At 65.8% G+C, this 21,679-nt stretch carries 20 protein-coding genes; 7 read left to right on the top strand and 13 right to left on the bottom strand.

Annotated features, from left to right (window positions below; translation table 11 throughout):
* Positions 1–30: 30 nt before the first annotated feature.
* From GGR45_RS07565 to queF, 4 genes are all read right to left on the bottom strand, one after another.
* Positions 31–2,301: a glycosyltransferase family 4 protein gene (locus GGR45_RS07565; RefSeq protein WP_175311692.1), complete on the bottom strand. Its 2,271-nt coding sequence runs from the start codon at positions 2,299–2,301 to the stop codon at positions 31–33.
* Positions 2,302–2,512: 211 nt separating this feature from the next.
* Positions 2,513–3,400 carry a SurA N-terminal domain-containing protein gene (locus tag GGR45_RS07560; protein ID WP_175311693.1) on the bottom strand — a complete coding sequence of 296 codons (888 nt, stop codon included), beginning with the start codon at positions 3,398–3,400 and terminating at the stop codon, positions 2,513–2,515.
* 222 nt (positions 3,401–3,622) lie between these two features.
* Complete coding sequence (locus tag GGR45_RS19895; RefSeq protein ID WP_285138735.1) at positions 3,623–4,396, bottom strand: PEPxxWA-CTERM sorting domain-containing protein; 774 nt, start codon at positions 4,394–4,396, stop codon at positions 3,623–3,625.
* 118 nt (positions 4,397–4,514) lie between these two features.
* A complete protein-coding gene (queF, locus tag GGR45_RS07550) occupies positions 4,515–4,955 on the bottom strand; it encodes a preQ(1) synthase (RefSeq protein WP_175311694.1) in 441 nt (146 codons plus the stop codon).
* Between the two features lie 21 nt (positions 4,956–4,976).
* Between queF and GGR45_RS07545 the strand changes: the two genes are divergently transcribed.
* The 6 genes from GGR45_RS07545 to GGR45_RS07520 all read left to right on the top strand — a co-directional run bounded on the left by GGR45_RS07545 (position 4,977) and on the right by GGR45_RS07520 (position 12,374).
* Entirely contained in the window at positions 4,977–6,509 is a 1,533-nt protein-coding gene (locus GGR45_RS07545) for a cryptochrome/photolyase family protein (RefSeq protein ID WP_175311695.1), read from the top strand.
* 207 nt (positions 6,510–6,716) lie between these two features.
* Entirely contained in the window at positions 6,717–7,562 is an 846-nt protein-coding gene (locus tag GGR45_RS07540; RefSeq protein ID WP_175311696.1) for a sulfurtransferase, read from the top strand.
* A 4-nt stretch (positions 7,563–7,566) separates the two neighbouring features.
* Positions 7,567–8,763 (top strand): cystathionine beta-lyase, encoded by a 1,197-nt coding sequence (gene metC, locus GGR45_RS07535; protein WP_175311697.1) that lies wholly within the window; start codon positions 7,567–7,569, stop codon positions 8,761–8,763.
* Positions 8,760–10,052 (top strand): mechanosensitive ion channel family protein, encoded by a 1,293-nt coding sequence (locus tag GGR45_RS07530; RefSeq protein WP_175311698.1) that lies wholly within the window; start codon positions 8,760–8,762, stop codon positions 10,050–10,052. Before metC ends, GGR45_RS07530 begins: the two co-directional genes overlap by 4 nt.
* 197 nt (positions 10,053–10,249) lie before the next feature.
* Complete coding sequence (locus GGR45_RS07525) at positions 10,250–11,086, top strand: TorF family putative porin (protein WP_175311699.1); 837 nt, start codon at positions 10,250–10,252, stop codon at positions 11,084–11,086.
* Positions 11,087–11,222: 136 nt separating this feature from the next.
* Complete coding sequence (locus GGR45_RS07520; protein ID WP_217497971.1) at positions 11,223–12,374, top strand: energy transducer TonB; 1,152 nt, start codon at positions 11,223–11,225, stop codon at positions 12,372–12,374.
* A gap of 204 nt (positions 12,375–12,578) precedes the next feature.
* Here GGR45_RS07520 and GGR45_RS07515 read toward each other — a convergent pair whose 3' ends face one another.
* The 7 genes from GGR45_RS07515 to GGR45_RS07485 form a co-directional block, all read right to left on the bottom strand.
* Positions 12,579–12,992: a DUF3035 domain-containing protein gene (locus GGR45_RS07515; RefSeq protein ID WP_175311700.1), complete on the bottom strand. Its 414-nt coding sequence runs from the start codon at positions 12,990–12,992 to the stop codon at positions 12,579–12,581.
* Entirely contained in the window at positions 12,985–13,491 is a 507-nt protein-coding gene (gene lspA / locus GGR45_RS07510; RefSeq protein ID WP_175311701.1) for a signal peptidase II, read from the bottom strand. Before lspA ends, GGR45_RS07515 begins: the two co-directional genes overlap by 8 nt.
* Positions 13,484–16,315 carry an isoleucine--tRNA ligase gene (gene ileS, locus GGR45_RS07505; protein WP_175311702.1) on the bottom strand — a complete coding sequence of 944 codons (2,832 nt, stop codon included), beginning with the start codon at positions 16,313–16,315 and terminating at the stop codon, positions 13,484–13,486. The genes lspA and ileS overlap by 8 nt, the downstream gene beginning before the upstream one ends.
* 35 nt (positions 16,316–16,350) lie before the next feature.
* Positions 16,351–17,289 carry a bifunctional riboflavin kinase/FAD synthetase gene (locus tag GGR45_RS07500; protein ID WP_175311703.1) on the bottom strand — a complete coding sequence of 313 codons (939 nt, stop codon included), beginning with the start codon at positions 17,287–17,289 and terminating at the stop codon, positions 16,351–16,353.
* 33 nt (positions 17,290–17,322) lie between these two features.
* Positions 17,323–18,387: a GGDEF domain-containing protein gene (locus tag GGR45_RS07495; protein WP_175311704.1), complete on the bottom strand. Its 1,065-nt coding sequence runs from the start codon at positions 18,385–18,387 to the stop codon at positions 17,323–17,325.
* A 140-nt stretch (positions 18,388–18,527) separates the two neighbouring features.
* Positions 18,528–18,995 (bottom strand): dihydrofolate reductase, encoded by a 468-nt coding sequence (locus GGR45_RS07490; protein ID WP_175311705.1) that lies wholly within the window; start codon positions 18,993–18,995, stop codon positions 18,528–18,530.
* Positions 18,992–19,786, bottom strand: coding sequence for a thymidylate synthase (locus GGR45_RS07485; RefSeq protein ID WP_175311706.1), 795 nt, complete (start codon positions 19,784–19,786; stop codon positions 18,992–18,994). The genes GGR45_RS07490 and GGR45_RS07485 overlap by 4 nt, the downstream gene beginning before the upstream one ends.
* Positions 19,787–19,887: 101 nt before the next feature.
* Between GGR45_RS07485 and GGR45_RS07480 the strand changes: the two genes are divergently transcribed.
* Complete coding sequence (locus GGR45_RS07480; protein ID WP_175311707.1) at positions 19,888–20,280, top strand: JAB domain-containing protein; 393 nt, start codon at positions 19,888–19,890, stop codon at positions 20,278–20,280.
* A 149-nt stretch (positions 20,281–20,429) separates the two neighbouring features.
* Here the strand turns inward: GGR45_RS07480 and GGR45_RS07475 are convergent, their stop codons facing one another.
* The gene (locus GGR45_RS07475; protein ID WP_175311708.1) at positions 20,430–21,170 is read right to left on the bottom strand and encodes a TorF family putative porin; all 741 of its coding nucleotides are present in this window, start codon (positions 21,168–21,170) and stop codon (positions 20,430–20,432) included.
* Positions 21,167–21,613, bottom strand: a complete 447-nt coding sequence (locus GGR45_RS07470; RefSeq protein ID WP_175311709.1) for a hypothetical protein — start codon at positions 21,611–21,613, stop codon at positions 21,167–21,169. Before GGR45_RS07470 ends, GGR45_RS07475 begins: the two co-directional genes overlap by 4 nt.
* Positions 21,614–21,679 lie beyond the last annotated feature (66 nt).

Genomic DNA, 21,679 nt, shown 5'->3' with positions numbered 1-21,679 from the left:
GCTCATCACACCCCCGAACATGACAGCATGTCAGGCAATGTGACGATCGGCTCCTGCCATGGATGACGCGGAATGGCAAAGCCTAGCGATCGCGCAATTGGCGAGTTGCAGCGCCAGGATCGATTCGGCACCCTGATTTCGGTTGAGGCCGGTCGGCATCAGCCCGTCGAAACAGCCGCCGTCCTGCGCCGTCGCCAGCGGCAGGTCGAGGTCGTTGGCTCCCAGGAACCAGCCATAGGCCCGCTCACCCTCCGCGATCCAGCGCGGGTCGCGGGTCGCGACATAGGCCGAATGGCACGCTTCGACGGTGGCCTGCGCTTCCAGCGGCTGCTGGTCGAACTGCAACGGCTCGGCATAGGGACGACCGAAGCTTTCGCTGCCGACGGCGCGGAAGCGACCCTCGGGCGAGGTTTGCTTGCCGACGATCCATTCCAGCGTCGAGATACCGCAATCGATCAGGTCCTGCCGGCCCAGCGCACGCCCCGCCTCGATCAACGCCTGCGGCACGCGGGCATTGTCATAGGCGAGCACGATCTCGAACCATTGCCATTCGGGCCGCCGCGCTTCCTCCAGCAGGGCCAGATGCAGCGGGGGCAGCTTTTCGAGAATGGCGCGCGCCAACTGATGCCCCGGCCGCGCCTCCAGCATCGCCGCCGCACCCAGCATCGCAAAACCCTGTGCACGAAGCGACCCCAGGTCGAGTGCCAGAGACGCGGTGGCGTCGAACCACATCTGCGCCCAGTCGCGATGCTTGGCCATCTGCGCGTCGCGGGCGGTCACACCCAACGCCCAGAGCGTGCGGCCGTTGGAGTCCTCCGACCCCACATCCTCGCACCAGCTACGGTCGAAGTGCATGAAGTTGCGATAGCGCCGCGCCTCCGGGTTCCAGGCATATTGCAGGAACGAGGCGTAGATGGTCGTCCACTTGTCGCGCGTGACCGGATCGATGTCGGGTGCCTGCGTCATGAAGATCAGCGCGCGGGCATTGTCGTCGATGCAATAGCCATGGCGACGATCGGGGATCGAATAGATGGCGTGCTGTAACATGCCGGTCGAGTCGCTCATCCGTTCGACGGCGGCCATGTCGGGCTTGAGCGGCTTGATGCTGCTCTGGGGGGCGCCCGCAATTCGGCGCGGACGCGCGGTGATCGCAGCCGCCATCTGGACCAGCGCGGCCTCGGCCAGACGCGGCCAGATCATGGTGCGGCCACGGGCATAGGCCCGCTGCGACAGGTGATTGCGCGCCGCCTCATCGGAGAGCAGCCGGTCGATCTCACGCGCAAAGGCCCCGGCATCGCAAAAATCGACCAGGACACCGTGGTCGTCCGCCAGGATCTCGGCGGCATGGACATAAGGGGTGGAGATCACCGCCTTGCCCACGCCAACCGCATAGGACAATGTTCCGCTCGTGATCTGGGCGGGGTTCGTATAGGGCGTGGCATAGATGTCGGCTGCCTGGAGATAGTCGAGCAGTTCGTCATGCTCGACAAAGGCGTCGACGAAGGCGACATTGTCCGCGACGCCGCGCGTCTCGGCCAGCGCCTTCAGCCGGTCACGATAGGCCTCACCCTCATGCGCGATGAGGTTGGGGTGGCTGGCGCCCAACACGACATAAAGCAGTTCGGGATGATTCACGGCGACGGCGGGCAGCGCCTCGATGATCGTCTCGATCCCCTTGTTCGGCGCGAGCAGGCCAAAGGTCAGCACGACCTTGCGCCCCTCCCAACCGAAACGCGGCTTCAGCGCGTCGGGCGCGATGAGTTCGCGGTCGGGCACGCCATGCGGGATCATCGCGATCTGTCGCGGGTCGGCCCCATAGACGCGCTGAAGGATATCGCGCCCCTTGTCCGCCATGACGATGATCCGGGCGCAGCGCCGCAACAGCCCCTCCATCACCCGGCGCTCGTCCGTCGAGGGCTTTTCGAGAACCGTGTGGAGTGTGGCGATCACGGGCAATGTGGTGCGATCGAGCAGCGCCAGCAGATGCTCGCCCGCAGCGCCGCCATAGATGCCATATTCATGCTGCACCCAGATCGCCTGCGCGCCGCTCGCCTCGATCCGGCGGGCCATGTCGACATAGGCGCCGCGGTCGTTCTGCGGGATCGCAGCCGTTACCGCCGGGGGATAGGCATAGCGGCCGGGATGGTCGTCCATCGCATAGACGTCGACTGCCAGGTCGGGAAAGCGATTGCGCAACGCGGAATAAACATCGGTGGTGAAGGTCGCGAGCCCGCATTGACGAGGCAGGAAATTGCCGATCAGCGCCAATCGTTCGATCACGGTTCCGTTCGCATCCACCATATCGCATGTCCTTGCAAGCGCGAGGAAAGCGGCAGATCCGCAATTCCCCTCGCGTACCACTCAACACCTTGGGGCGGGGAAGGTTGCAGGGCGTGTTACATATTTGCTGCACTGCAAACATGGATGAGCGAAAGGTGACGCTACGGAATGGTCGATCGCGAGAGGGGTGGCGCGGTGCCCGGCCCAAGGGCCGACGGCACCGCGCGGCGGTTCAGCGGGCCGCGCCCGAGGTTGCCGCACCGCCCGTGCGACTCGTGGCATCCTGGATCGCCTTGCTATCGGCGGGGGTCTTGCTGTCGGGCTTGTATCCGGCCTGATAAGTGATCGTGGCGTCCTGGCGCGCCTTTTTCAGCGTTTGGCCCATGGCATCGGCGATCGCCTTGCGCCGCAGGATCTCGCCCGCCAGGTTGCGTGCGGCGTTGCCCGTCATCGGTGTCGGAATGCGCTGGATGATCGCATTGGCGGTATAGAGCCCGTTATAGGGCAGCAGGATGGGATCGCCCGAGGGCTGCTTGGCGATCTGCCCCGCCACCGCGGGATCGAGGAAGGCCGAGTCGATCAGCACATGGTCGCGGGTGAAGGGCGTGGCATTGTTGGTCAACGCGGCCGCTAGGGCATCCAGTGTCTTGTTCTGGCCGAGCTGCAGCAACGCCTCGGTGCTCGCGGGCTTCGCGAACCGGATCTGGTCGACATAGAATTTCTGGCGCTGGGCGAATTCATACGGATGTGCCGCGATATAGCGATCCACCGCCTCGACCGTCGGCAAGGGCACGGAATTGGCGAGCTTCTTTGCCAGCAACTCGACCAGCAGCCTCTGCTCCTCCCGATCGCGCTGCACGCCGAATTCGGGAGACTTGTCGATCCCCATCTTCTTGGCCGCCTGGGCCAGCAGGGTGCGGTCGACGATCTGCGGCAGGATCGTCTTGCGATAGGCCACATGATCGACGTCCGAGGGAGCATCGGTCAGTTCGGCATCCAGCCCCTGGGTCGTGATCGCCTGGCCATCAACCGTGGCGACCGCCTGACCCTCAGGTTTGGACTGGCAACCCGACAGCGCCAGCATGGCGAGAGGGACAGCGCCCCAGAGCAGATGTTTCACGCGACGACTCCATTATTCACGACTGCGCCCGCTCCATACAGAATGCGATTTCGACGATCGGCCGACTGGCGGCCAAGTGCCGCCGTTCCTGCCGCCCAAGCGGTTTCGATAGTGTTAGCCAAGGGGGCGATTTTGGATTTCCAACAGAAAAACCGGCCGCCCATCGGGCGACCGGTTTTTCTGTTTTCGCAAAGGCGCCTTTCGGTGCCCGCGTGGGATCGATCAGGCCATCACGGCGCGCGGGGCGTTGCCGCGGCGACGCAGGGCATAACCCACCAGCACCAAGCCGAGCAGCATCATCGCCCAGGTCGCGGGCTCCGGCACCGCGACCGGAACCGAGGCCGCGCCGTTGCTGCCGTGGCCGGTATAGGTGGCCACCGCTGTGCCGACGCCGGTCGTCGGATCGATGGAATAGATGCTGGTGCCCTTGACACCGAATAGCGCGTCGGCGGTCGACGCCAGGCCGAACGCGTCGGTCAGGCCACCGATCACGCTGGCCGCGCCGGTCGTGGGATTGACCAGTGCCAGACCCAGATTGCTGGCGAGATACAGCTGGCCCTTGAAGAAGGCGAGGTCACCCGCGGATTGGGCAATGCCCATCGACCCGATCAGGCTGGCCTGACCGCTCGTCGTATTGATCTTGTAGAGCTTGTTGTCGCCCGAGCCATACAGCGTGCCGTCCGGACCGAAGACCAGACCGTTCACGAACGATCCCAGCGAACCCAGCGTCGCGGTCGCGCCGGTCGATTGCGAAATCTTGAACAGCGTGCCGCCGTCGACGCCGAACAGGTCGCCGCCCGCGTTCAGCGCGATGTCGAACATCGTGGTGTTGGTCTTGCTCAAAAAGGTCGAAGACTTGGTCACCGTGTCATAGGACACCAGGCTGCCGTCCGAATCGTTGATCAAAATGGTCGGATTGGCACTCGCGGTACCGGCCGCCCCCAGACCAACCAAAGTAGCCGCCATCATCGCGATGTATTTGACGAACTTTTTCACAGCCCTGTTCCCTATACGCATCGCAAGGATGCCGTCACGGCCCGCCGACTATCCTGACCGACGATCGCCTTCAAATATTTCTGATGTTCCATTTAGGGATCGTGGCGACGCCCAGCCGTCATCCCCGGCCGCGATAACCAGGAACCCCTTGATCGGGCAGCCAAAGATCGGCGGGCGGAGCGGACGACTGCCAGAACACGTCGATCGGGATTCCCCCGCGCGGATACCAATAACCGCCAATGCGCAGCCAGACCGGCCTCATTTCCTCGAACAGACGCTCGCCGATGCCGACGGTGCAGTCTTCATGGAAACCGGCATGATTGCGAAAGCTGCCCAGGAACAGCTTCAGCGATTTCGACTCGACGATCGTCTCGCCGGGCACATAGTCGATCACCAGATGCGCAAAATCCGGCTGGCCCGTCACCGGGCAAAGCGAGGTGAACTCGGGGGCCGCGAACCGGATCAGATAGGTGCGCCCCGGGCGGGGGTTGGGAACATAATCGAGCACCGCCTCTTCCGGGGAAGCGGGCAGTGCGCTGGTCTGGCCGAGATGCTTCATGAAAGGCCATGTAGGACAGCCATGCCGAAAGCGCCAACGCTGATCCCCATTCTCGGCGATCAACTGTCGACGAATCTCTCGTCGCTGGAGGGCGCGGACCGCAAGACCACCGTCCTCCTGATGATGGAGGTGGCGGACGAGACGGCCTATGTCCGCCACCATAAGGCCAAGATCGCCTATATCCTGTCCGCGATGCGTCACCATGCCATGGCCCTGCGCCAGGCGGGCTGGACAGTCGACTACGTCAATCTTGACGACCCGGACAATGCCGGCAGCTTCACCGGCGAGGTTGCTCGCGCGGTCGAACGCCACGCCCCCGAGCGCATCGTCGTGACCCAGGCGGGCGAATGGCGGGTCGCCGCGATGCTGGAGGCGTGGGAGACGATGTTCGGCATCCCCGTCGACATCCGCCCCGACACCCGCTTCATCGCCAGCCTGGCCGAGTTTGAGGACTGGGCGAAGGACCGCCAGGAACTTCGCATGGAGTATTTCTACCGGCTGATGCGGCGCAAGACCGGCCTGCTCATGAAGGGCGACAGGCCGGAGGGCGGCAAATGGAATTACGATGCCGACAACCGCAAGCCCGCGCCCAGGAAGGACACACCGCCCGAGCCGTTGAGGTTCGCGCCGGATGCCACCACTCGCGAGGTGCTGGAACTGGTCGCGAGTCGCTTCGACAACCATCCCGGCTCGCTCGACGGTTTCGCCTATGCCGTGACCGCCGAAGAGGCGCGAGCCCAGGCCGAGGCGTTCATGGCGCATGGCCTGCCCAGGTTCGGCGACTATCAGGATGCTATGCTGACCGGCCAGCACCAGCTCTGGCATTCGGTCCTGTCGCCCTACATCAATTCGGGGCTGCTCGACCCGCTCGACCTCTGCCGGATGGCGGAGGGGGAATATGAGGACGGCCATGCCAGCCTCAATTCGGTCGAGGGCTATATCCGCCAGATCATCGGCTGGCGCGAATATGTGCGTGGGCTCTATTGGCACGTCGGGCCGGACTATGTGGAGCGCAACTTCCTGCGCGCGCACCGGCCGCTGCCCGGCTTTTACTGGACGGGCGACACCGACATGCACTGCATGGCGCAGGCGCTGGGCCAGACGCTCGAAACCGCCCACGCCCATCATATCCAGCGGCTGATGGTGACGGGCAATTTCGCCATATTGATCGGCGCCGACCCGGTCGAGGTGCACCGCTGGTATCTGGAAATCTATATCGACGCCTATGAATGGGTCGAACTGCCCAATGTCGTCGGCATGAGCCAGTTTGCCGATGGCGGGATCATCGCGTCCAAGCCCTATGTCTCGTCGGGAGCCTATATCAACCGCATGTCGGATTATTGCAGGCACTGCCGATACGACGTGAAGAAGCGGGTCGGCGAGGATGCCTGCCCGTTCAACGCGCTCTATTGGGATTTCCTGGCGCGGCATGAGGCGCGGTTCGAGGGGAATGTCCGGATGGCGATGGCGTATCGGAACTGGAACCGGATGGCGGAGGACGACCGTAAGGCGGTGCGAGCGCAGGCGGCGGCGTATTTGGAGGGGTTGGAATAGCCGGATTCCCGTGGCCCCACCCTCACCTCTAGCCGCTCCCCTCCCGTAAACGGGAGGGGATGGGGGAGGGCGCGGAGTCTCACAGAGAACTATCGCCTGCGGCCCTCGCCCCTCCCCAACCCCTCCCCCTGCCGGAAGAGGGGCTTAAGCTTGCGACCCCGCCCCCATCGCGCCTAGGTACGGACCCACCGACCGAGGAGCCTGCCCATGCCGCCCATCCTAACCCCGGACGAACTGGCCGCGATCGCGGGCGAGGCGGATGTGCGCATCCTCGACGTCACCTATTTCCTGGACGATCCGACCGGCCAGACCGCGCGGCGCGGGTTCGAGGACGCGCATATCCCCGGCGCGCGCTTCGTCGCGCTGAGCGGCTTGGCCGATCCCGACAGCGATCTGCCGATGACGCTGCCGCAGCCCGAGCATTTCGCCCATGCGATGAGCGAGGTTGGTGTAGGCCATGCCGACCGGATCGTCCTGTACGATCGCTCGCCGCTGCATAGCTCTGCGCGGGTCTGGTGGCTGCTGAGCCTGTTCGGCGCAAAGTCGGTGGCGCTGCTCGACGGCGGGCTGGAGGCATGGCGCGCCGCCGGTCATCCGGTGATGGTCGGCCCCGTGGGAGCACCTGAAGCGCCCGGCCTGTTCGTCGCCACCGCCGATCTCACCCGTGTACGCAGCCTTCGCGAAGTCCGCACCCATGTCGAGGCGGGCGATGCGCAGATCGTCGACGCCCGCTCCCCCGGCCGCTTCGCGGGCGCAGAGCCGGAACCACGCCCCGGTGTCGAGCCCGGCCATATCCCCGGAGCGCTGAACCTGCCCTATTCCAAGCTGTTCGAGGGGGACGGCCGCTGGAAATCGCCGCAAGCCATTGCCGAAGCCTTTGCCGCCGCCGGGGTCGATCCGGCCAGGCCCATGGTCGCCACCTGCGGTTCGGGCATCACCGCCTGCGTGCTCGCCTTCGCGGCGGAGCGGATCGGCGGGACGATGCCGGTCTATGACGGCAGCTGGACCGAATGGGGCTCCGACCCCAGCACCCCCAAAGCGAAAGACGCTTGAAACGATGACCGACGACGATCTGCCCATCAAGCCTGCCACCCGTCTGGTCCAGGCGGGCCGCCGCGCGGAATGGACCAAGGGCGTGGTCAACGTTCCCGTCTGGCGCGGCTCGACGGTGCTGTACGACAATGTCGCGCATATGCGCGCCACGGGCGCGGGCGATCTGCACGAAAAGCTGTTCTACGGCCGCAAGGGGCTGCCGACCCAGTGGTCGCTGGCCGATGCGCTGACCAGCCTGGAGCCGGGCGCTGAGGCGACGTTCCTCTATCCTTCCGGCGTGGCGGCGATCGCGGCGGCGCTGCTGTCGGTCCTGTCACCGGGCGACGAGCTGTTGCTGGTCGACAGCGCCTATGACCCGACGCGCGGGCTGGCGACCGGCCTGCTGACGCGGATGGGAGTCACGACGCGCTTTTACGATCCGCTGGTCGGCGCGGGGATCGCCGAGCTGATCGGCCCTGCGACCAAGGCCATCTTTCTCGAAAGCCCCGGCTCGCTCAGCTTCGAGGTGCAGGACATTCCCGCCATCGTCGAAATCGCCAAGGCACGCGGGATTACGACGATCCTCGACAATACCTGGGCGACGCCGCTGTTCTTCCCGGCAATCGAGAAGGGCGTCGATCTGACGGTGCTGGCCTGCACCAAATATGTCGTCGGCCATTCGGACGCGATGCTCGGCTCGGTGACGGCTGCCCCGTCGCACTGGGCGGCCTTGCGCGACACGAGTTTTCAGCTCGGCCAGGTCGCCAGCCCCGACGACGCCTATCTGGGCAGCCGGGGGCTTCGCACCATGGGCGTCCGCCTTGCCCAGCATCAGCAGAGCGCACTGGCCATCGCCAAATGGCTCGCCGAGCAGCCGGGCGTGGCGCAGGTGCTGCACCCCGCTCTCCCCTCCTGCCCCGGCCATGACATCTTCGCGCGCGATTTCCTGGGGTCGAGCGGGCTGTTCGCCTTCGTCCTCGACGGCGGCAACGACGCCGCGCGTACCGCGATGCTCGATGGCCTCGCGCATTTCGGTCTTGGATTCAGCTGGGGCGGCTATGAGAGCCTGGCCATCCCCGCCGACCCGCACCGCTATCGCAGCGTGACCAAGCGCGACTTCGCCGGGCCGCTGATCCGGCTACAGATCGGGCTGGAAGATACGGACGACCTGATCGCCGACCTCGATCGTGGGCTCGCCCGGTTTCGCGCGGCACGCGGATGACGCTGTTCGAATGGCTTCAGGCGAGCGGTATCGAGTTACCGACGCGCAGGGAGGCCATGGAAGCCGGGGTCGCCGGCGTCCTGACGCTGGCGATGCTGGCGGGCGGCGTGGTCGCGGGGCGCAAGCTCGGTCCGCATGTCGCCGCGCTGGTCCAGCGTTTCGCTGCGTCGCATGGCGAGGCGCTGCAGGTCCGCATCTGCGCGATCACCCGGCATCTGGCCGCCGCCATCCTGTTGATGACGCTGGGTGCGCTCTGGCCTTGGGATTCCCTGGCGGGCGTGCCGATCGGGCTGGCGCTGGGGGCGTCGGTGGCGCGGGCGGGGTTCCAGCTGCTGCGCGGGCTGGGCCTGCCCCGCTGGCTGGCCTGGATCTTCGCCACCGTCTGTTTCGTCGCGCTGTTCAGCCGCGAGATCGGCGGGCTGGAGCCGGTCAGCCGCCTGGCCGAGCAGATCGGTTTCACCGTGGGGTCGCGGCGATTCTCGGTCATGCTGCTCGTCACGATGCTGGTCACGGTGGTCGCGATCCTCGCCGTCACCCGCGCCGTCACCCGGATCACCGAGCAATGGATCGGCCATGCGCGCGGCCTGGACCCGACCCAGAAGCTGCTGGCGCAGAAGCTCGCCAGCATCGCCATCGTCGTCATCGCCTTCTTCTTCGCGATGGATTTGCTGGAAATCGACCTGACCAGCCTGGCGCTGTTCTCGGGCGGCTTTGGCCTGGCGATCGGTTTCGGACTTCAGAAGACGATCGGCAATCTGATCGCCGGGATCATCCTGCTGATGGACCGCTCGATCAAGCCGGGCGACGTCATCGCGCTTCAGAACGAGATCGGCTGGGTCAACAAGATCGGCGTGCGTGCCGTCTCGATCATCACCCGCGACGGCAAGGAGCATCTGATTCCCAACGAGAATCTGATGACGCAGGAGGTGGAGAACTGGTCCTATTCCGACCGCAACGTCCGCGTCCGCATTCCCGTATCGATCGCCTATGACAACGACCTCCGCCTCGCGCAGGAGCTGATGCTGCGCGCCGCACGCGAATCGCCGCGTGTCCTGAAAAGCCCCAAGCCGACCGTCTGGCTGATGAGCTTTGGCGATCATGCCCTTCAGCACGAGATATTGGCATGGATCAGCGACCCCGAAAGCGGCGTCGGCAATGTCCGCTCGGACGTGCTCAACCGGTTATGGTTCCTGTTCAAGGAACATGGCATCGGCCTGCCCTATCCGCAACGCGACATCCATATCCGCTCGCTGCCCGGCGACCCGCGCCATGAGAATCTTGACACCTGATCTGTGTTATTCGCGCAACATCCCGTTACGCGAAAGCCATGAGGCGTTCGATTATACTTGTGCAGCGCATCATGCCCTGCCAATCTTTCAGACCTCGCAACGGCAGACGGCTCGCCGGGTTCGACCCGACACGATAGAAGCCGCACCGGTGTGAGATTGCAGGTGAGAACATCGAATTTCCGTTTGAAAGGGAAACGATGCGCTTCTCCACGATCCTCCTTGGTGGCCTCTCGCTGGTCGCCGCGACGCCCGCCTTTGCGCAGGATAGCAGTGCGGACACCGCGCCGCCCTCGCCGATCACAATCAGCGGCAGCGCCGCGATCCTGACCGATTATCGCCTTCGCGGCGTGTCGCAAACCAACAAGAATGCCGCCGTCCAGGCCGCGCTGACCGTCGCGCACGAAAGCGGCTTTTACATCGGCACCTTCGCATCGAACCTGGCGGGCTGGGGCACGTTCGGCGGCGCGAACATGGAACTGGACGGCATTGTCGGCTACAAGCACAGCTACGGTACCGCGACCGCCGATGTCGGCGTGACCTGGTACACCTATCCGGGTGGTGCGTCCGAGACCGATGTGGTCGAGTTCTTCGGCCGTCTGTCGGGCACGGCGGGGCCTGCGACGCTGACCGCCGGCGCCTATTACGCGCCCAAGCAGACCTCGCTCGGCAATTTTTCCAACACCTCGTACAGCCGGGGCCAGCGCTGGGATAATATCTATCTGACCGGCGACGGGGCGGCTGGCATTCCCGGCACGCCGATCACCGCCAAGGCGCATATCGGCTATTCCAAGGGCAATCCGGGCCTCGGCCCCAACGGGACCAGCCTGTCGCCGACCGGCAGCTATTGGGACTGGTCGCTGGGCGCCGATGTCGCGGCGTACAAGAACCTGACCTTCAACGTGTCGTACATCGACACCGACATCACCAAGTCCAAGGCGGCCTATATCCAGCCGAACTTCTCGCAGGGTCAGGTGCCGGGGGGCGCTTCGATCTCGGATGCGACGGTGGTGTTCTCGCTGACCGCCGCTTTCTAAGGCGCCATGGCTTTTCGGGGGTAAACGGGCGGTGCCGGTCTCGGCGCCGCCCTTTTCCATGGGTGGCGGAGAAGCCCACTCGCCTCGGGCCAACGCCGCGCCTAAGCTGATGCTCTCTTGCCGTGGAGTGCGTCCGATGATCCGATTCCGCCACCCCGCCTTCTCGCTCGGCCTGCTGGGCGCCATTGCCATTCCCTCCGCCTCGGCCTGGTCGCTTCAGACCGTGCCTCCCATCGTGCAGGTGAAGCCCGGTGCCTCCGGGCGCGTGCTGGTCCAGTGGGAGCCGGGCGAGATACGCTGCAACGGGACGCCGATCACGGGGCAACCGATTCGGCGACCATGGAATCAACTTGGCTGGGCCGGCAATCAGGCGCAGCGCGCCGTGACCATCCGCTTCGCGATCGATGCGACGGGGCGTCCCGTCTCGCTGGCACGTGAGACGACCAGCTTTGTGCCGCTGTCCGAGGATGTCGAGCCCGCGCTCGCCGCCAGCCGCTTCGCCGCGCAGAAGCCGCAACAAGGCTGCACCGTCACCTATGTGATGCGCAGCAGCCCGCTGGCGGAGGCACAGGTGCCCGAACTCATGTCCTACACCGTGCATCCGCTGTCCGGGCGCCTGCCGGAGGAGGGATGGCAGCGGATACGCGATGCGGGCGGCACCTGTCTGAACGAGCCGCAGCCGCAACCGCTCGAGCGCCATTTCCCCGACTTCGCGACGATTCCAGCCACGCCCGGCGTGCGGGACTGGTCGATGATCCGCTACGACATCGACGCAGCAGGCCGGACGCGCGGGGCGGCGGTGCTGGTCGGGACCGGCAATCGCGCGCTGGATGGGGCGGGCGTGAAGGCGATCCGCGAATCGCGCTTTACCAAGGGCGCCCGGACGGGGTGTTTCTATCCCTATTGGCGCGCGGCGGCGAAGCTGCCCGCGCCCGACATGCCCGAATCGATCCGCACCACCAAGGTCGAGGGCAACTGCCCCGACGAGCATGGCTGGTCCGTCCCGCCGCAGCTTCGCTTCCCCGAACCCTATCGCCGCCGCTCGATCGAGGGCTGGGCGGTCATCAGCTATGACGTCGCACCTTGGGGCCAGACGGGCAATTTGAAAGTAATCGCGTCCCAGCCCTCCGACGAATTCGGGACGCAGGCGATGGCGATGATCCGCAGCGCCAAGCTGCCGAGCAGCCAACAGGGCTATACCGGCTGCGTCGACCGGGTCCGCTTCAACATGGGGCCGGAGGTGTCGCCCGGTGTCGGCGGCGAAGGCGCGCCGGTACCTGCGGTGTAACCAGATCCTCCCCGGTACGGGGAGGTGGCAGGCCGAAGGCCTGACGGAGGGGGGCTTCGGCAAAGGTCGTACCTTGCCGCACGCCCCCTCCACCATGCTGCGCATGGTCCCCCTCCCCTTGCAGGGGAGGAATTGAACAGCCCAACGAAAAAGGGCCGGGAAGGCGATCCGCCCCCCGGCCCTTTTCCTAACCCTTGTACGGCGTCACTTGGTCGCGGCGCGCGCGTCCTGGCCATCGCCTTCGGGGGCGGCGACGATGTCGCGGGTGGTCGCGCCCTTGTCGACGACATTGGTGCCGGGATCGCCGACCGAGGAGCGGATGCCCGCATCGGCGCTGTCCGCCCCGGCATTCTGCACCAGACCATATTCCGACTGGCTGCGCGCCGCCTGACCGCCGAACAGCGCGTCGAGCGTCTGCTGCTGACCACCGCGCGTCTGCACGGGCGCGGCACCCGGCTGCGGCGGGACCAGCGCGAAATCGGGCGGGATCACCAGCGAGGGCTGGCGCGCGACGGCGAATTCGTCGGGACGCGCCCGGTCCAGGCCACGACCGGCCCCACATCCCGTCAGCAACGCGGCGCAGGACAGACCTGCGATGACGGGCACCAACTTACGCATTGCTCTTCTCCACGGGAGCGGGCCGGTCGCGCACGAGAAGCGCGCGCGCCAGCAGAACCAGAACGCCTATCGTAATCGCTGCGTCAGCGACATTGAAGACCAAAAACGGACGCCACTCGCCGAAGTGCAGATCGGCGAAGTCCACGACATAGCCGAAGCGCACCCGGTCGAGAATATTGCCCAGCGCACCGCCCAGCACGCAGCCCAGCGCAACCTGATCGACCGGATTGCGCTCGCGCGTCATCCAGAAGGCCACGGCCAGTGCGATCGCGCCGGTCATCGCGACCAGCGCCCAGCGCGAGGCATTGCTGTCGGCGGTCAGCAACCCCAGCGAAATGCCGTAATTGGGCACGAAGCGCAGGTTGAAGATGCTTACCACCTCGCGGACATCGCCGAGCGACCGCAGGCCCATCGGCCCGGTAATCGCCCATTTGATGACCTGATCGAGCAGGAACAGCGCGAGCGCCGTCACCAGCCCCAACTTCGGGAGTTTACCCATGCGCGACCACCTCGGCACAACGGCCGCATAGCTCGCGGTCGACCGCCACGTCGGGCAGGTGACGCCAGCAGCGACCGCATTTGTGCTTGTCCGTCCGGGTCACGGAAACCGTCTCGGCCAGGCTTACGTCCGCCACGATGAACGCCTCGGCCAGCGCGTGCGGCTCCAGCGGCAGGGACGGCACCGTCACCTCCGCCTCGTTGGACGAACGCACGGTCTTTTCGCGGCGCAGCGGCTCGATCGCCTCGGTCACTTGCGCGCGAAGCCCCCGGATCTCGGTCCAGCGCGCCATCAGCGCCTCGTCCTCGCCCAGCTGCGGCAGCTCAGGCCATTCGAGCAGATGGACCGAGCCATCCTCCGACGGGAAGCGCGACTGCCACACTTCCTCGGCGGTGAAGCACAGGATCGGCGCGGCATAACGCACCAGCGCGTGGAACAGGATGTCGAGCACGGTGCGATAGCTGCGACGCTTGGGATCGGTCGCGGCGTCGCAATAAAGCGAGTCCTTGCGGATATCGAAGAAGAAGGCCGACAGGTCTTCGTTCGCAAAATCGGTCAGCGCGCGCAAATAGCGGTTGAACTCGAAAGCCTCGGCCGCACGGCGCAGCTCGGTGTCGAGCGCGGTCAGACGTGCCAGGACATAACGCTCCAGCTCGGGCATCGCGTCGAACGAGCTACGCTCTTCCTCGGTAAACCCGTCGAGCGCGCCGAGCAGATAGCGGAAGGTGTTGCGCAGCTTGCGATAGCTGTCCGATGCGGTGGCGAGCACCTCCTTGGCGATGCGGACATCCTCGAAATAATCGGTCGAGGCGGTCCAGATGCGCAGGATGTCGGCACCCGACTCGCCGATGATCTTCAGCGGATCGACGACATTGCCCAGCGACTTGGACATCTTGCGCCCCTGCCCGTCGAGCGCGAAGCCGTGGGTCAGCACCGCGTCGTAGGGCGCACGGCCACGCGTACCGCACGACTCCAGCAGCGACGACTGGAACCAGCCCCGATGCTGGTCCGAACCTTCGAGATACAGGTTCGCGCGTGTGCCCTCGCCGTACCGCGCCTCGATCACGAAGGCATGGGTCGAACCGGAGTCGAACCACACGTCGAGAATGTCGTTGACCGGCTCGAAATCGGCGAGGTTGTAGTCGGCCCCGAGCAACGCCTGATGGTCGGCGGTAAACCACGCATCCGCCCCGCCTTCGCGGAAGGCGGCGAGGATGCGCGCGTTGACGTCCTTGTCGGCGAGATATTCGCCGGTCTGACGGTTGACATAGAGTGCGATCGGCACGCCCCAGGCGCGCTGGCGGCTGATGACCCAGTCGGGACGCCCCTCGACCATCGCACGGATGCGGTTGCGGCTACGCTCGGGCACCCAGCGGGTCCGCTCGATCGCGTCGAGCGCGGTCTGGCGCAGCGTCGCGCCATTGCCCAGCGGCACGGTGAGCAGCGGCGTCACGCCCGAGATCGGGTCGACATTGGCCATCGCCATCTCTGGGATCAGCGACGTGTCGGCGCGGTCCATCGGGATGAACCATTGCGGCGTGGCGCGGAAGATCACCTTCGCCTTGGAGCGCCAGCTATGCGGATAGCTGTGCTGGAAATCGTCCGAGGCGGACAGCAGCGCGCCGACTTCGCGCAGGTCCGAACAGATCGGGCCGTCGGCGGCGACGAACTTCTTGTTGATGACGCTGCCCTGGCCGCCCAGCCACGCCCAGTCCGGGCGATAGGTGCCATCGCCCTGCACCGCGAAGACCGGATCGAGCCCATGCGCCTTGCACAGCAGGAAGTCGTCCTCTCCGTGATCGGGGGCCATATGGACCAGGCCCGTACCCGCGTCAATGGTGACGAACTCGCCCGCCAGGAACGGCCGGGGCTTGGCGAAGAACCCGCCCAGCTTGTGCATCGGGTGAAGCGCGGTCGCGCCCTCCAGCACCGGGCCTTTCGCCAGCGCGATAAAGCCCTTCATCGTGATGCCGGTGCGCTTGGTGAAGGCGGGCAGCAGCGGCTCGGCGACGAGGTAACGGCGGCCATCGCACTCGAAATGCAGATAGTCGATCGCCTCGCCATAGCTCAGCGCCTGGTTGACCGGGATCGTCCAGGGCGTGGTCGTCCAGATCACCGCCAGCGCGCCGACCAGGTCGGGATATTCGGGGCAGGATGCAACCTCGAAGCCCACATCGATCTGGGTCGAGACGATGTCCTCATATTCGACCTCGGCCTCGGCCAGCGCGGTCTTTTCGACCGGCGACCACATGACCGGCTTGGCGCCGCGATAGAGCTGGCCCGATTCGGCGAACTTCAGCAGCTCGCCCGCAATCACCGCCTCGGCGTCATAGGTCATGGTCAGATAGGGGTTGGCCCAGTCGCCCATGATGCCCAGACGCTCGAACTGCGCCTTTTGCGTGCCGACCCAGGTGTCGGCATAGGCGCGGCACTCGGCGCGGAACTGCGCGACCGGCACCTCGTCCTTGTTCAGCTTCTTGGCGCGATAGGCTTCCTCGACCTTCCACTCGATCGGCAGGCCGTGACAGTCCCAGCCCGGGACATAGGGCGCGTCCTTGCCCATCAAAGTCTGCGACCGGACGATGATGTCCTTCAGCACCTTGTTGAGCGCATGGCCCATGTGAATGTCGCCATTCGCATAAGGCGGGCCATCATGCAGGATGAACCGTTCCCGCCCCTCACGCTCACGGCGCAGGCGGTCGTACAGCCCCATTTTGGCCCAGCGATCGAGGATCGCCGGTTCCTTGGCGGCAAGCCCCGCCTTCATGGGGAAATCGGTCTTCGGCAGGAAGACGGTGTCGCGGTAATCGGGCGCGTCGGTCATAGAGGACACGCCCTTAACGACTTTAGGTTAACACGTCATGCCGGATTATGCGATGCCAGGATTTGGCGGGCACGGGCGCAGTCCTGGTCCATCTGCGCGACCAGCGCGTCGAGCGAGTCGAATTTCGCCTCGGGCCGCAGATAGTCGATCAGTTCGACCGACAGACGCTGTCCGTACAGATCACCGCTAAAGTCGAAGAAATACGGCTCCAGCAATTCCTTGGACGGGTCGAAACTAGGCCGGATGCCCAGATTGGCCGCACCGTCCAGCACCCGTCCGTCGTCCAGCCGCCCACGCACCGCATAGATGCCATAAGCGGGACGGAGATAGGAGCCCATGTCGAGATTGGCGGTCGGATAGCCGATGGTGCGGCCCAGCTTGTCACCATGCTGCACCACGCCCTGAATCGTGAAGGACCGGGTCAGCAACCGCGCCGCCGTCTCCGGGTCTCCGGCCGCCAGGGCGGCGCGAATACGGCTGGACGAAATCGTCTCCCCGTCCAGCATCACCGGCGCGACGGCGTCGGTCGAAAAGCCATGCGTCCGCCCCCAGGCGCGCAAGGCACTCACGTCGCCACTGCGCGCGCGGCCGAAGGTGAAGTCCGCGCCCGTCACCACCCCACCGACCCGCAGGGCGGCAAGCAGGCGCTGCTCGACGAAATCCGCCGCCGACAGCGCAGCCAGCTCGGCATCGAAGCGGAACACCACCATCGCATCGGCCCCGGCAGCGGCGAACAGTCGCTCGCGCTGGTCGAGCGTGGTCAGGCGAAAGGGGGCCGCATCGGGCTTGAAATAGCGGATGGGATGCGGATCGAAGGTCGCGACCAGCGCGGGCCGCCCCTCGGCGCGCGCACGCGCGACGGCCGCACCGACCACCGCCTGATGCCCGAGATGGAAACCGTCGAAATTGCCCAGCGCGACGATTCCGCCCGCCAGATGCGCTGGGATCGGTCCCGCGCCGTCAACACGCTGCATGGCCGTGCGCTATAGCAGGCCGCGCCGAAATGGCTAGGCGCGGGACAGGATACGGTTGCCCACGCCCCGGCTCGCCATCTCGCGCAGCGCATCGGCGCGGGCAAAGGCGTCATCCACCGCCGGACCGATCCCGGTCGCGATCCCGCCCGACATGGTCACCAGGCCAATCGGCTCACCCGATCCGCGCAGCCGTAGCGTGCGCCCCTGCATCGCCGACCGCGCATCCTCCATCATCCGGGTGATCGCCGACATCGGCCCGCCGCGCAGGATTACCGCGAAGACATCGTCCTGCCAGCGAACGATTTCCGCCCCCTCGCACATCTGGCGTAGCGTGGTGGCAAAGGCGCGCAGCACATTGCCGGCGACGGTCCGGCCATAGCGCTCCTGGATATCGTCCAGATCGTCCAGCCCACATGCCGCGATGATATAGCCATGGGCCTCATCGGCCATCTGTTCGATCAGCGGTTGCGCGCCGGTGCGGGTCATCAGGCCGGTCAGCCGATCGATATCGCCGTCCTGCGGCGTCTGTTCGATACGGGTGCGCAGGGTGGCGATATTGCCCGACAGCGCCTCCAGCGCGCTTTCCGTCCGCGCGATCCGCGCGATCAATTCTTGCAGGAGTTGCGTGATCGCGCCGGATTCGGCGGATCCGCCCTGTTGCTGGTGATGGGCTAGGGACAGGGCAGCGACATCGCTGGTGAAGGCGTTGGTGATCTCACGCGCATCGGTCGTCAGCGCCTCCAACTGTTCGGCATGATCGCCCAGATCACGCTCCAGCTGCGCCTGCGCCGCGCCCGGACGGCGATCCGCGGCGACGGCTTGTTGCTCGCGGACCAGCGGCATCAATTGACCGACGTCGTTGCTGGTCAAGCGGACGCCCCCATCGGTTCGCCGCGCGACCTCCTGCCCCAACGGGCCATAAGGATGGAGCACCGCCTGCAAGGCCAGCGCATAGCTGTCTGGCGTGCGCGCCAGGCAATGGTCTTCGAGAAAAGCGAGCGCATCCTGGTCAGCACCGGAAAAGCCCGGATCATCAACGCCCCTGTCGTCGCGATCAGAGTCGAACCCAATCCTGCCCCTGTCCATGGTCATCGACATGATCTGCCCAAATGATCATGCGGCGCTTGCCGCATCTCCTCCTGGCAGATCGTTTACGCTGGCGATGACGACAAATGAAGCCATGACGCCTACAAAATTGATGGTTAATTCGTTAACCAGTTCTTTTAATCATATGAGCATCAGCGGATCAGGGTCACGAAGGAATAGGATGGCCGACCATTTTCGGCGGGCCAATATTTCCGATCGACTTCGCGCCATCCGATGAAATCTGGAACGACCGTGTCCCCATCGGGTTCGCAGTCCACCTCGGTCAGTTCGACCCGGTCGGCCCCGTCCCGAAAAAGATCGAAGACTTGCGCGCCGCCGATCACCGCGACATCGCCCTGCCCCGCCAGCGCCAGCGCGCCAGCAACGTCATGCGCCACCTCGGCTCCGGGTGCCGCCCAGTCGCGGTCCCTGGTCAGGACGATGTGCCGCCGCCCGGGCAAGGGCGCAGGAAAGCTCTGGAAGGTCTTGCGGCCCATGATCATCGGCTTGCCCATGGTCATCGCCTTGAAGTGCTTGAGATCGGCGGGCAGATGCCAGGGCAGCCCCCCGTCGCGCCCGATCACCCCGTTGCGCGCGCGGGCGAGGACCAGCGTTATCATATCGCGACCGGCGCCTTGATATGGGGTTGCGCGACATAGTCGTGCAGCACGAAATCCTCCGGCTCATAGCCGTTGATCGCATCGGGCCGACGCAGGATTTCCAACCGGGGCAGCGCCCCCGGCTCGCGGCCCAGCTGCGTCTTCGCCTGTTCCAGGTGGTTGAGGTACAGGTGGCAATCGCCACCGGTCCAGATGAACTCGCCCACCTCCAGATCGCATTGCTGCGCCAGCATATGGGTCAGCAGCGCATAGGAGGCGATGTTGAACGGCACGCCCAGAAAGATATCCGCCGAACGCTGATAGAGTTGCAGCGACAGGCGGCCGTTCGCGACATGGGTCTGGAACAGGCAGTGGCAGGGCGCCAGCGCCATGGCGTGGAGATCGCCGGGGTTCCACGCCGACACGATCTGACGCCGCGAGGCGGGCTGGGTACGGATCTGCTCCACCAGCTCGGCGATCTGGTCGATATGGCGGCCATCGGCGGTCGCCCAGTCGCGCCATTGCTTGCCATAGACGGGGCCGAGATCGCCCTGCTCGTCGGCCCATTCGTCCCAGATGCTCACCCGGCGCTCCTGCAACCAGCGGACGTTGGTGTCGCCGCGCAGGAACCAGAGCAGCTCTACGATGATCGAGCGCAGATGCAGCTTCTTGGTGGTCAGGACCGGAAAGCCCTTGGCCAGATCGAACCGCATCTGGTGGCCGAAAACCGACAGCGTGCCGGTGCCGGTCCGGTCCATCTGCTGCACGCCCTGGGTCAGGACCCGGTCCATAAGATCAAGATATTGCCGCATGGCGGTAGGCGTAGCGCTGTGCGTGGCCCGAGCCAAGCCGCCGTATCGGAATCGGATGGAACCAGGCGTGCATCCCGTCGCGACGTTCGACAGGGCTGGAGGTGTCCCGCTTAGCCCGCCCTCTCCCTCGCATCGCCACGCGCCAGGATATGCTGGCGCTGTTCAACTCGCTGGACCGCGAGGACAAAGAGGCGATGGGGATCGCTTATCTGGGTTCGGAACGGATGCTGTTGGGCTTGCGCCATGTCGCGGGCTTTGGCGATTCGGTGGCAGTCCCGGTCGCCCGGATTGCCCGAGATGCGATCATGCTCGGGGCGAGCGCGGTGGTGATGGCGCACAATCACCCCGATGGCGACACTCGCCCCAGCGCCGCCGACCTGTCGCTGACCCGGCGGCTGGCACGAGGACTGGCGGCGCTCGACGTCATGCTGCTGGATCACCTGATTTTGGGATGCGGTTCCGTCCTAAGCCTGCGGGAACAGGGAATGCTCTGAAAGCCTTCCTCCGGTGAAAGCCCCTCCTCCCGGCAGGGGGGGGGTGGGGTGGGGGCTAGGCCACGGGCGACATCGCTTGGGGCATTTCCCTCCCCCACCCCCTCCCGCTTGCGGGAGGGGAGCGGCTTTGGCCGAGCGCCTGGAATGACTTAGAAGCCGAAGCGCACCCGCCCGACGATCCGATCCCCCGAATGCCGCGCATCGGCCAGCGGATAGATCGACGCCGCCCGCTCCGACACATCGGTCCCGACATAGTCCAGGCCCAGCGTCACCGGCCCGGTGACATGCTGCACCCCGATCCGCCAGTCGCTATAATCGCCACCGGGGCGAAGCCGCGCGGCGCGGAAAGGATCGTCGGTCTTGCCGGTCGAATGGCCGACACCCGCCAGCACCGTCCAGGGCGTGCCGGGTATCCCCGCCTGCGCGCCCGCATGAAGATAGAGATTGTCGCCACCGATCGCGCTTTGCGACGGCGCATAGTCCGCACCCACGTCCACCTGCACCGGACCCAGCGTATAGGCTGCCGAGCCGCCCAGTTCGACATAATCGGCGTTGAAACCCGCCCCGCCGAACAGATGCCCGGTCACGCGCCCGCGCATCGTCACAGGGCCGAACATCGTCGACGCGCCGATGCTCAGGTCTCCCACCACGCCCGCACCGCCATGCCGGGCCGATTCACGAAGCGCCACGATACGACCGCTCGCCTCGAACGGCCCTTGGGTCGCGAAGATATCGGCGGAGGGCGACACACGCCCCCCGCTCCAGCTCAGGCCCCGGCGATTTTCGTCGCTATTCAACTCCACGCCGATGGCGGGACGCTCCTGCGCCCAGAGGGGCAAGGCCGGCGTCGCCGCCAGAAGCACGCCCAAAGTCAGTCTTTTCAAAGTCATCCGGTACGCGTCTCGCTATGAAGTCCATCCAGTTCGCGGCGCAGCTGGCCATGGTCTTCCTGAACCACCGCCTGAAGGTGATCGCGTACAGCATCGCGGCGGGCGGCGACTTCCTGGGCGATCGCCGCACGGTTGGCGCTGCACCAGCCGGGGCGGCTGCCCTCGATCACGCCATCGCGGCCGGCGCTGCGCGCCAGGGTCGTACCGCTGCTGCCGCGCGCTTCACGGTGGATCGTGACATTGGCGCTCCACACACAGCGCAGCGTCGAGGGTCGACCGCCGGTCGTCACCGCGCCGATCTGCTTATGGGCCACGCCGACATCGGCGCTGTAGCGAACCGCGACCGGCCCCGAATGATGGTCGAGCTGTACGCGATGTTCGAGCGCCCCGTCCGAAGCGACGGCGCCGCCGAGCGCGAGCCCGGCGATCAATAGCATGTTCATCATCATCTCCTTCTGCGGGACCCCGGCTTATTCTGGCCGGTAGCCTATCGGCACCCTTCGGGGCCG

Source organism: Sphingomonas zeae (assembly GCF_014197135.1).
GTDB classification, from domain to species: Bacteria; Pseudomonadota; Alphaproteobacteria; order Sphingomonadales; family Sphingomonadaceae; genus Sphingomonas; species Sphingomonas zeae.
The sequence above is the reverse complement of the archived record's forward strand: the minus strand, read 5'-3'. Positions and strand labels throughout refer to the sequence as shown.

Excerpts from the sequence above, each read along its gene's own strand:
- metC (WP_175311697.1), top strand. The coding sequence starts at position 7,567 with ATGACCGACGACGATCTGCCCATCAAGCCTGCCACCCGTCTGGTCCAG.
- GGR45_RS07515 (WP_175311700.1), bottom strand. The coding sequence starts at position 12,992 with ATGCGTAAGTTGGTGCCCGTCATCGCAGGTCTGTCCTGCGCCGCGTTG.
- queF (WP_175311694.1), bottom strand. The coding sequence starts at position 4,955 with ATGAAGCATCTCGGCCAGACCAGCGCACTGCCCGCTTCCCCGGAAGAG.
- GGR45_RS07490 (WP_175311705.1), bottom strand. The coding sequence starts at position 18,995 with ATGATAACGCTGGTCCTCGCCCGCGCGCGCAACGGGGTGATCGGGCGC.
- GGR45_RS07540 (WP_175311696.1), top strand. The coding sequence starts at position 6,717 with ATGCCGCCCATCCTAACCCCGGACGAACTGGCCGCGATCGCGGGCGAG.
- GGR45_RS07525 (WP_175311699.1), top strand. The coding sequence starts at position 10,250 with ATGCGCTTCTCCACGATCCTCCTTGGTGGCCTCTCGCTGGTCGCCGCG.
- GGR45_RS07500 (WP_175311703.1), bottom strand. The coding sequence starts at position 17,289 with ATGCAGCGTGTTGACGGCGCGGGACCGATCCCAGCGCATCTGGCGGGC.
- GGR45_RS07485 (WP_175311706.1), bottom strand. The coding sequence starts at position 19,786 with ATGCGGCAATATCTTGATCTTATGGACCGGGTCCTGACCCAGGGCGTG.
- GGR45_RS07470 (WP_175311709.1), bottom strand. The coding sequence starts at position 21,613 with ATGAACATGCTATTGATCGCCGGGCTCGCGCTCGGCGGCGCCGTCGCT.
- lspA (WP_175311701.1), bottom strand. The coding sequence starts at position 13,491 with ATGGGTAAACTCCCGAAGTTGGGGCTGGTGACGGCGCTCGCGCTGTTC.
- GGR45_RS07495 (WP_175311704.1), bottom strand. The coding sequence starts at position 18,387 with ATGTCGATGACCATGGACAGGGGCAGGATTGGGTTCGACTCTGATCGC.
- GGR45_RS07545 (WP_175311695.1), top strand. The coding sequence starts at position 4,977 with ATGCCGAAAGCGCCAACGCTGATCCCCATTCTCGGCGATCAACTGTCG.
- GGR45_RS07475 (WP_175311708.1), bottom strand. The coding sequence starts at position 21,170 with ATGACTTTGAAAAGACTGACTTTGGGCGTGCTTCTGGCGGCGACGCCG.
- GGR45_RS07530 (WP_175311698.1), top strand. The coding sequence starts at position 8,760 with ATGACGCTGTTCGAATGGCTTCAGGCGAGCGGTATCGAGTTACCGACG.
- GGR45_RS07565 (WP_175311692.1), bottom strand. The coding sequence starts at position 2,301 with ATGGTGGATGCGAACGGAACCGTGATCGAACGATTGGCGCTGATCGGC.
- GGR45_RS07520 (WP_217497971.1), top strand. The coding sequence starts at position 11,223 with ATGATCCGATTCCGCCACCCCGCCTTCTCGCTCGGCCTGCTGGGCGCC.
- ileS (WP_175311702.1), bottom strand. The coding sequence starts at position 16,315 with ATGACCGACGCGCCCGATTACCGCGACACCGTCTTCCTGCCGAAGACC.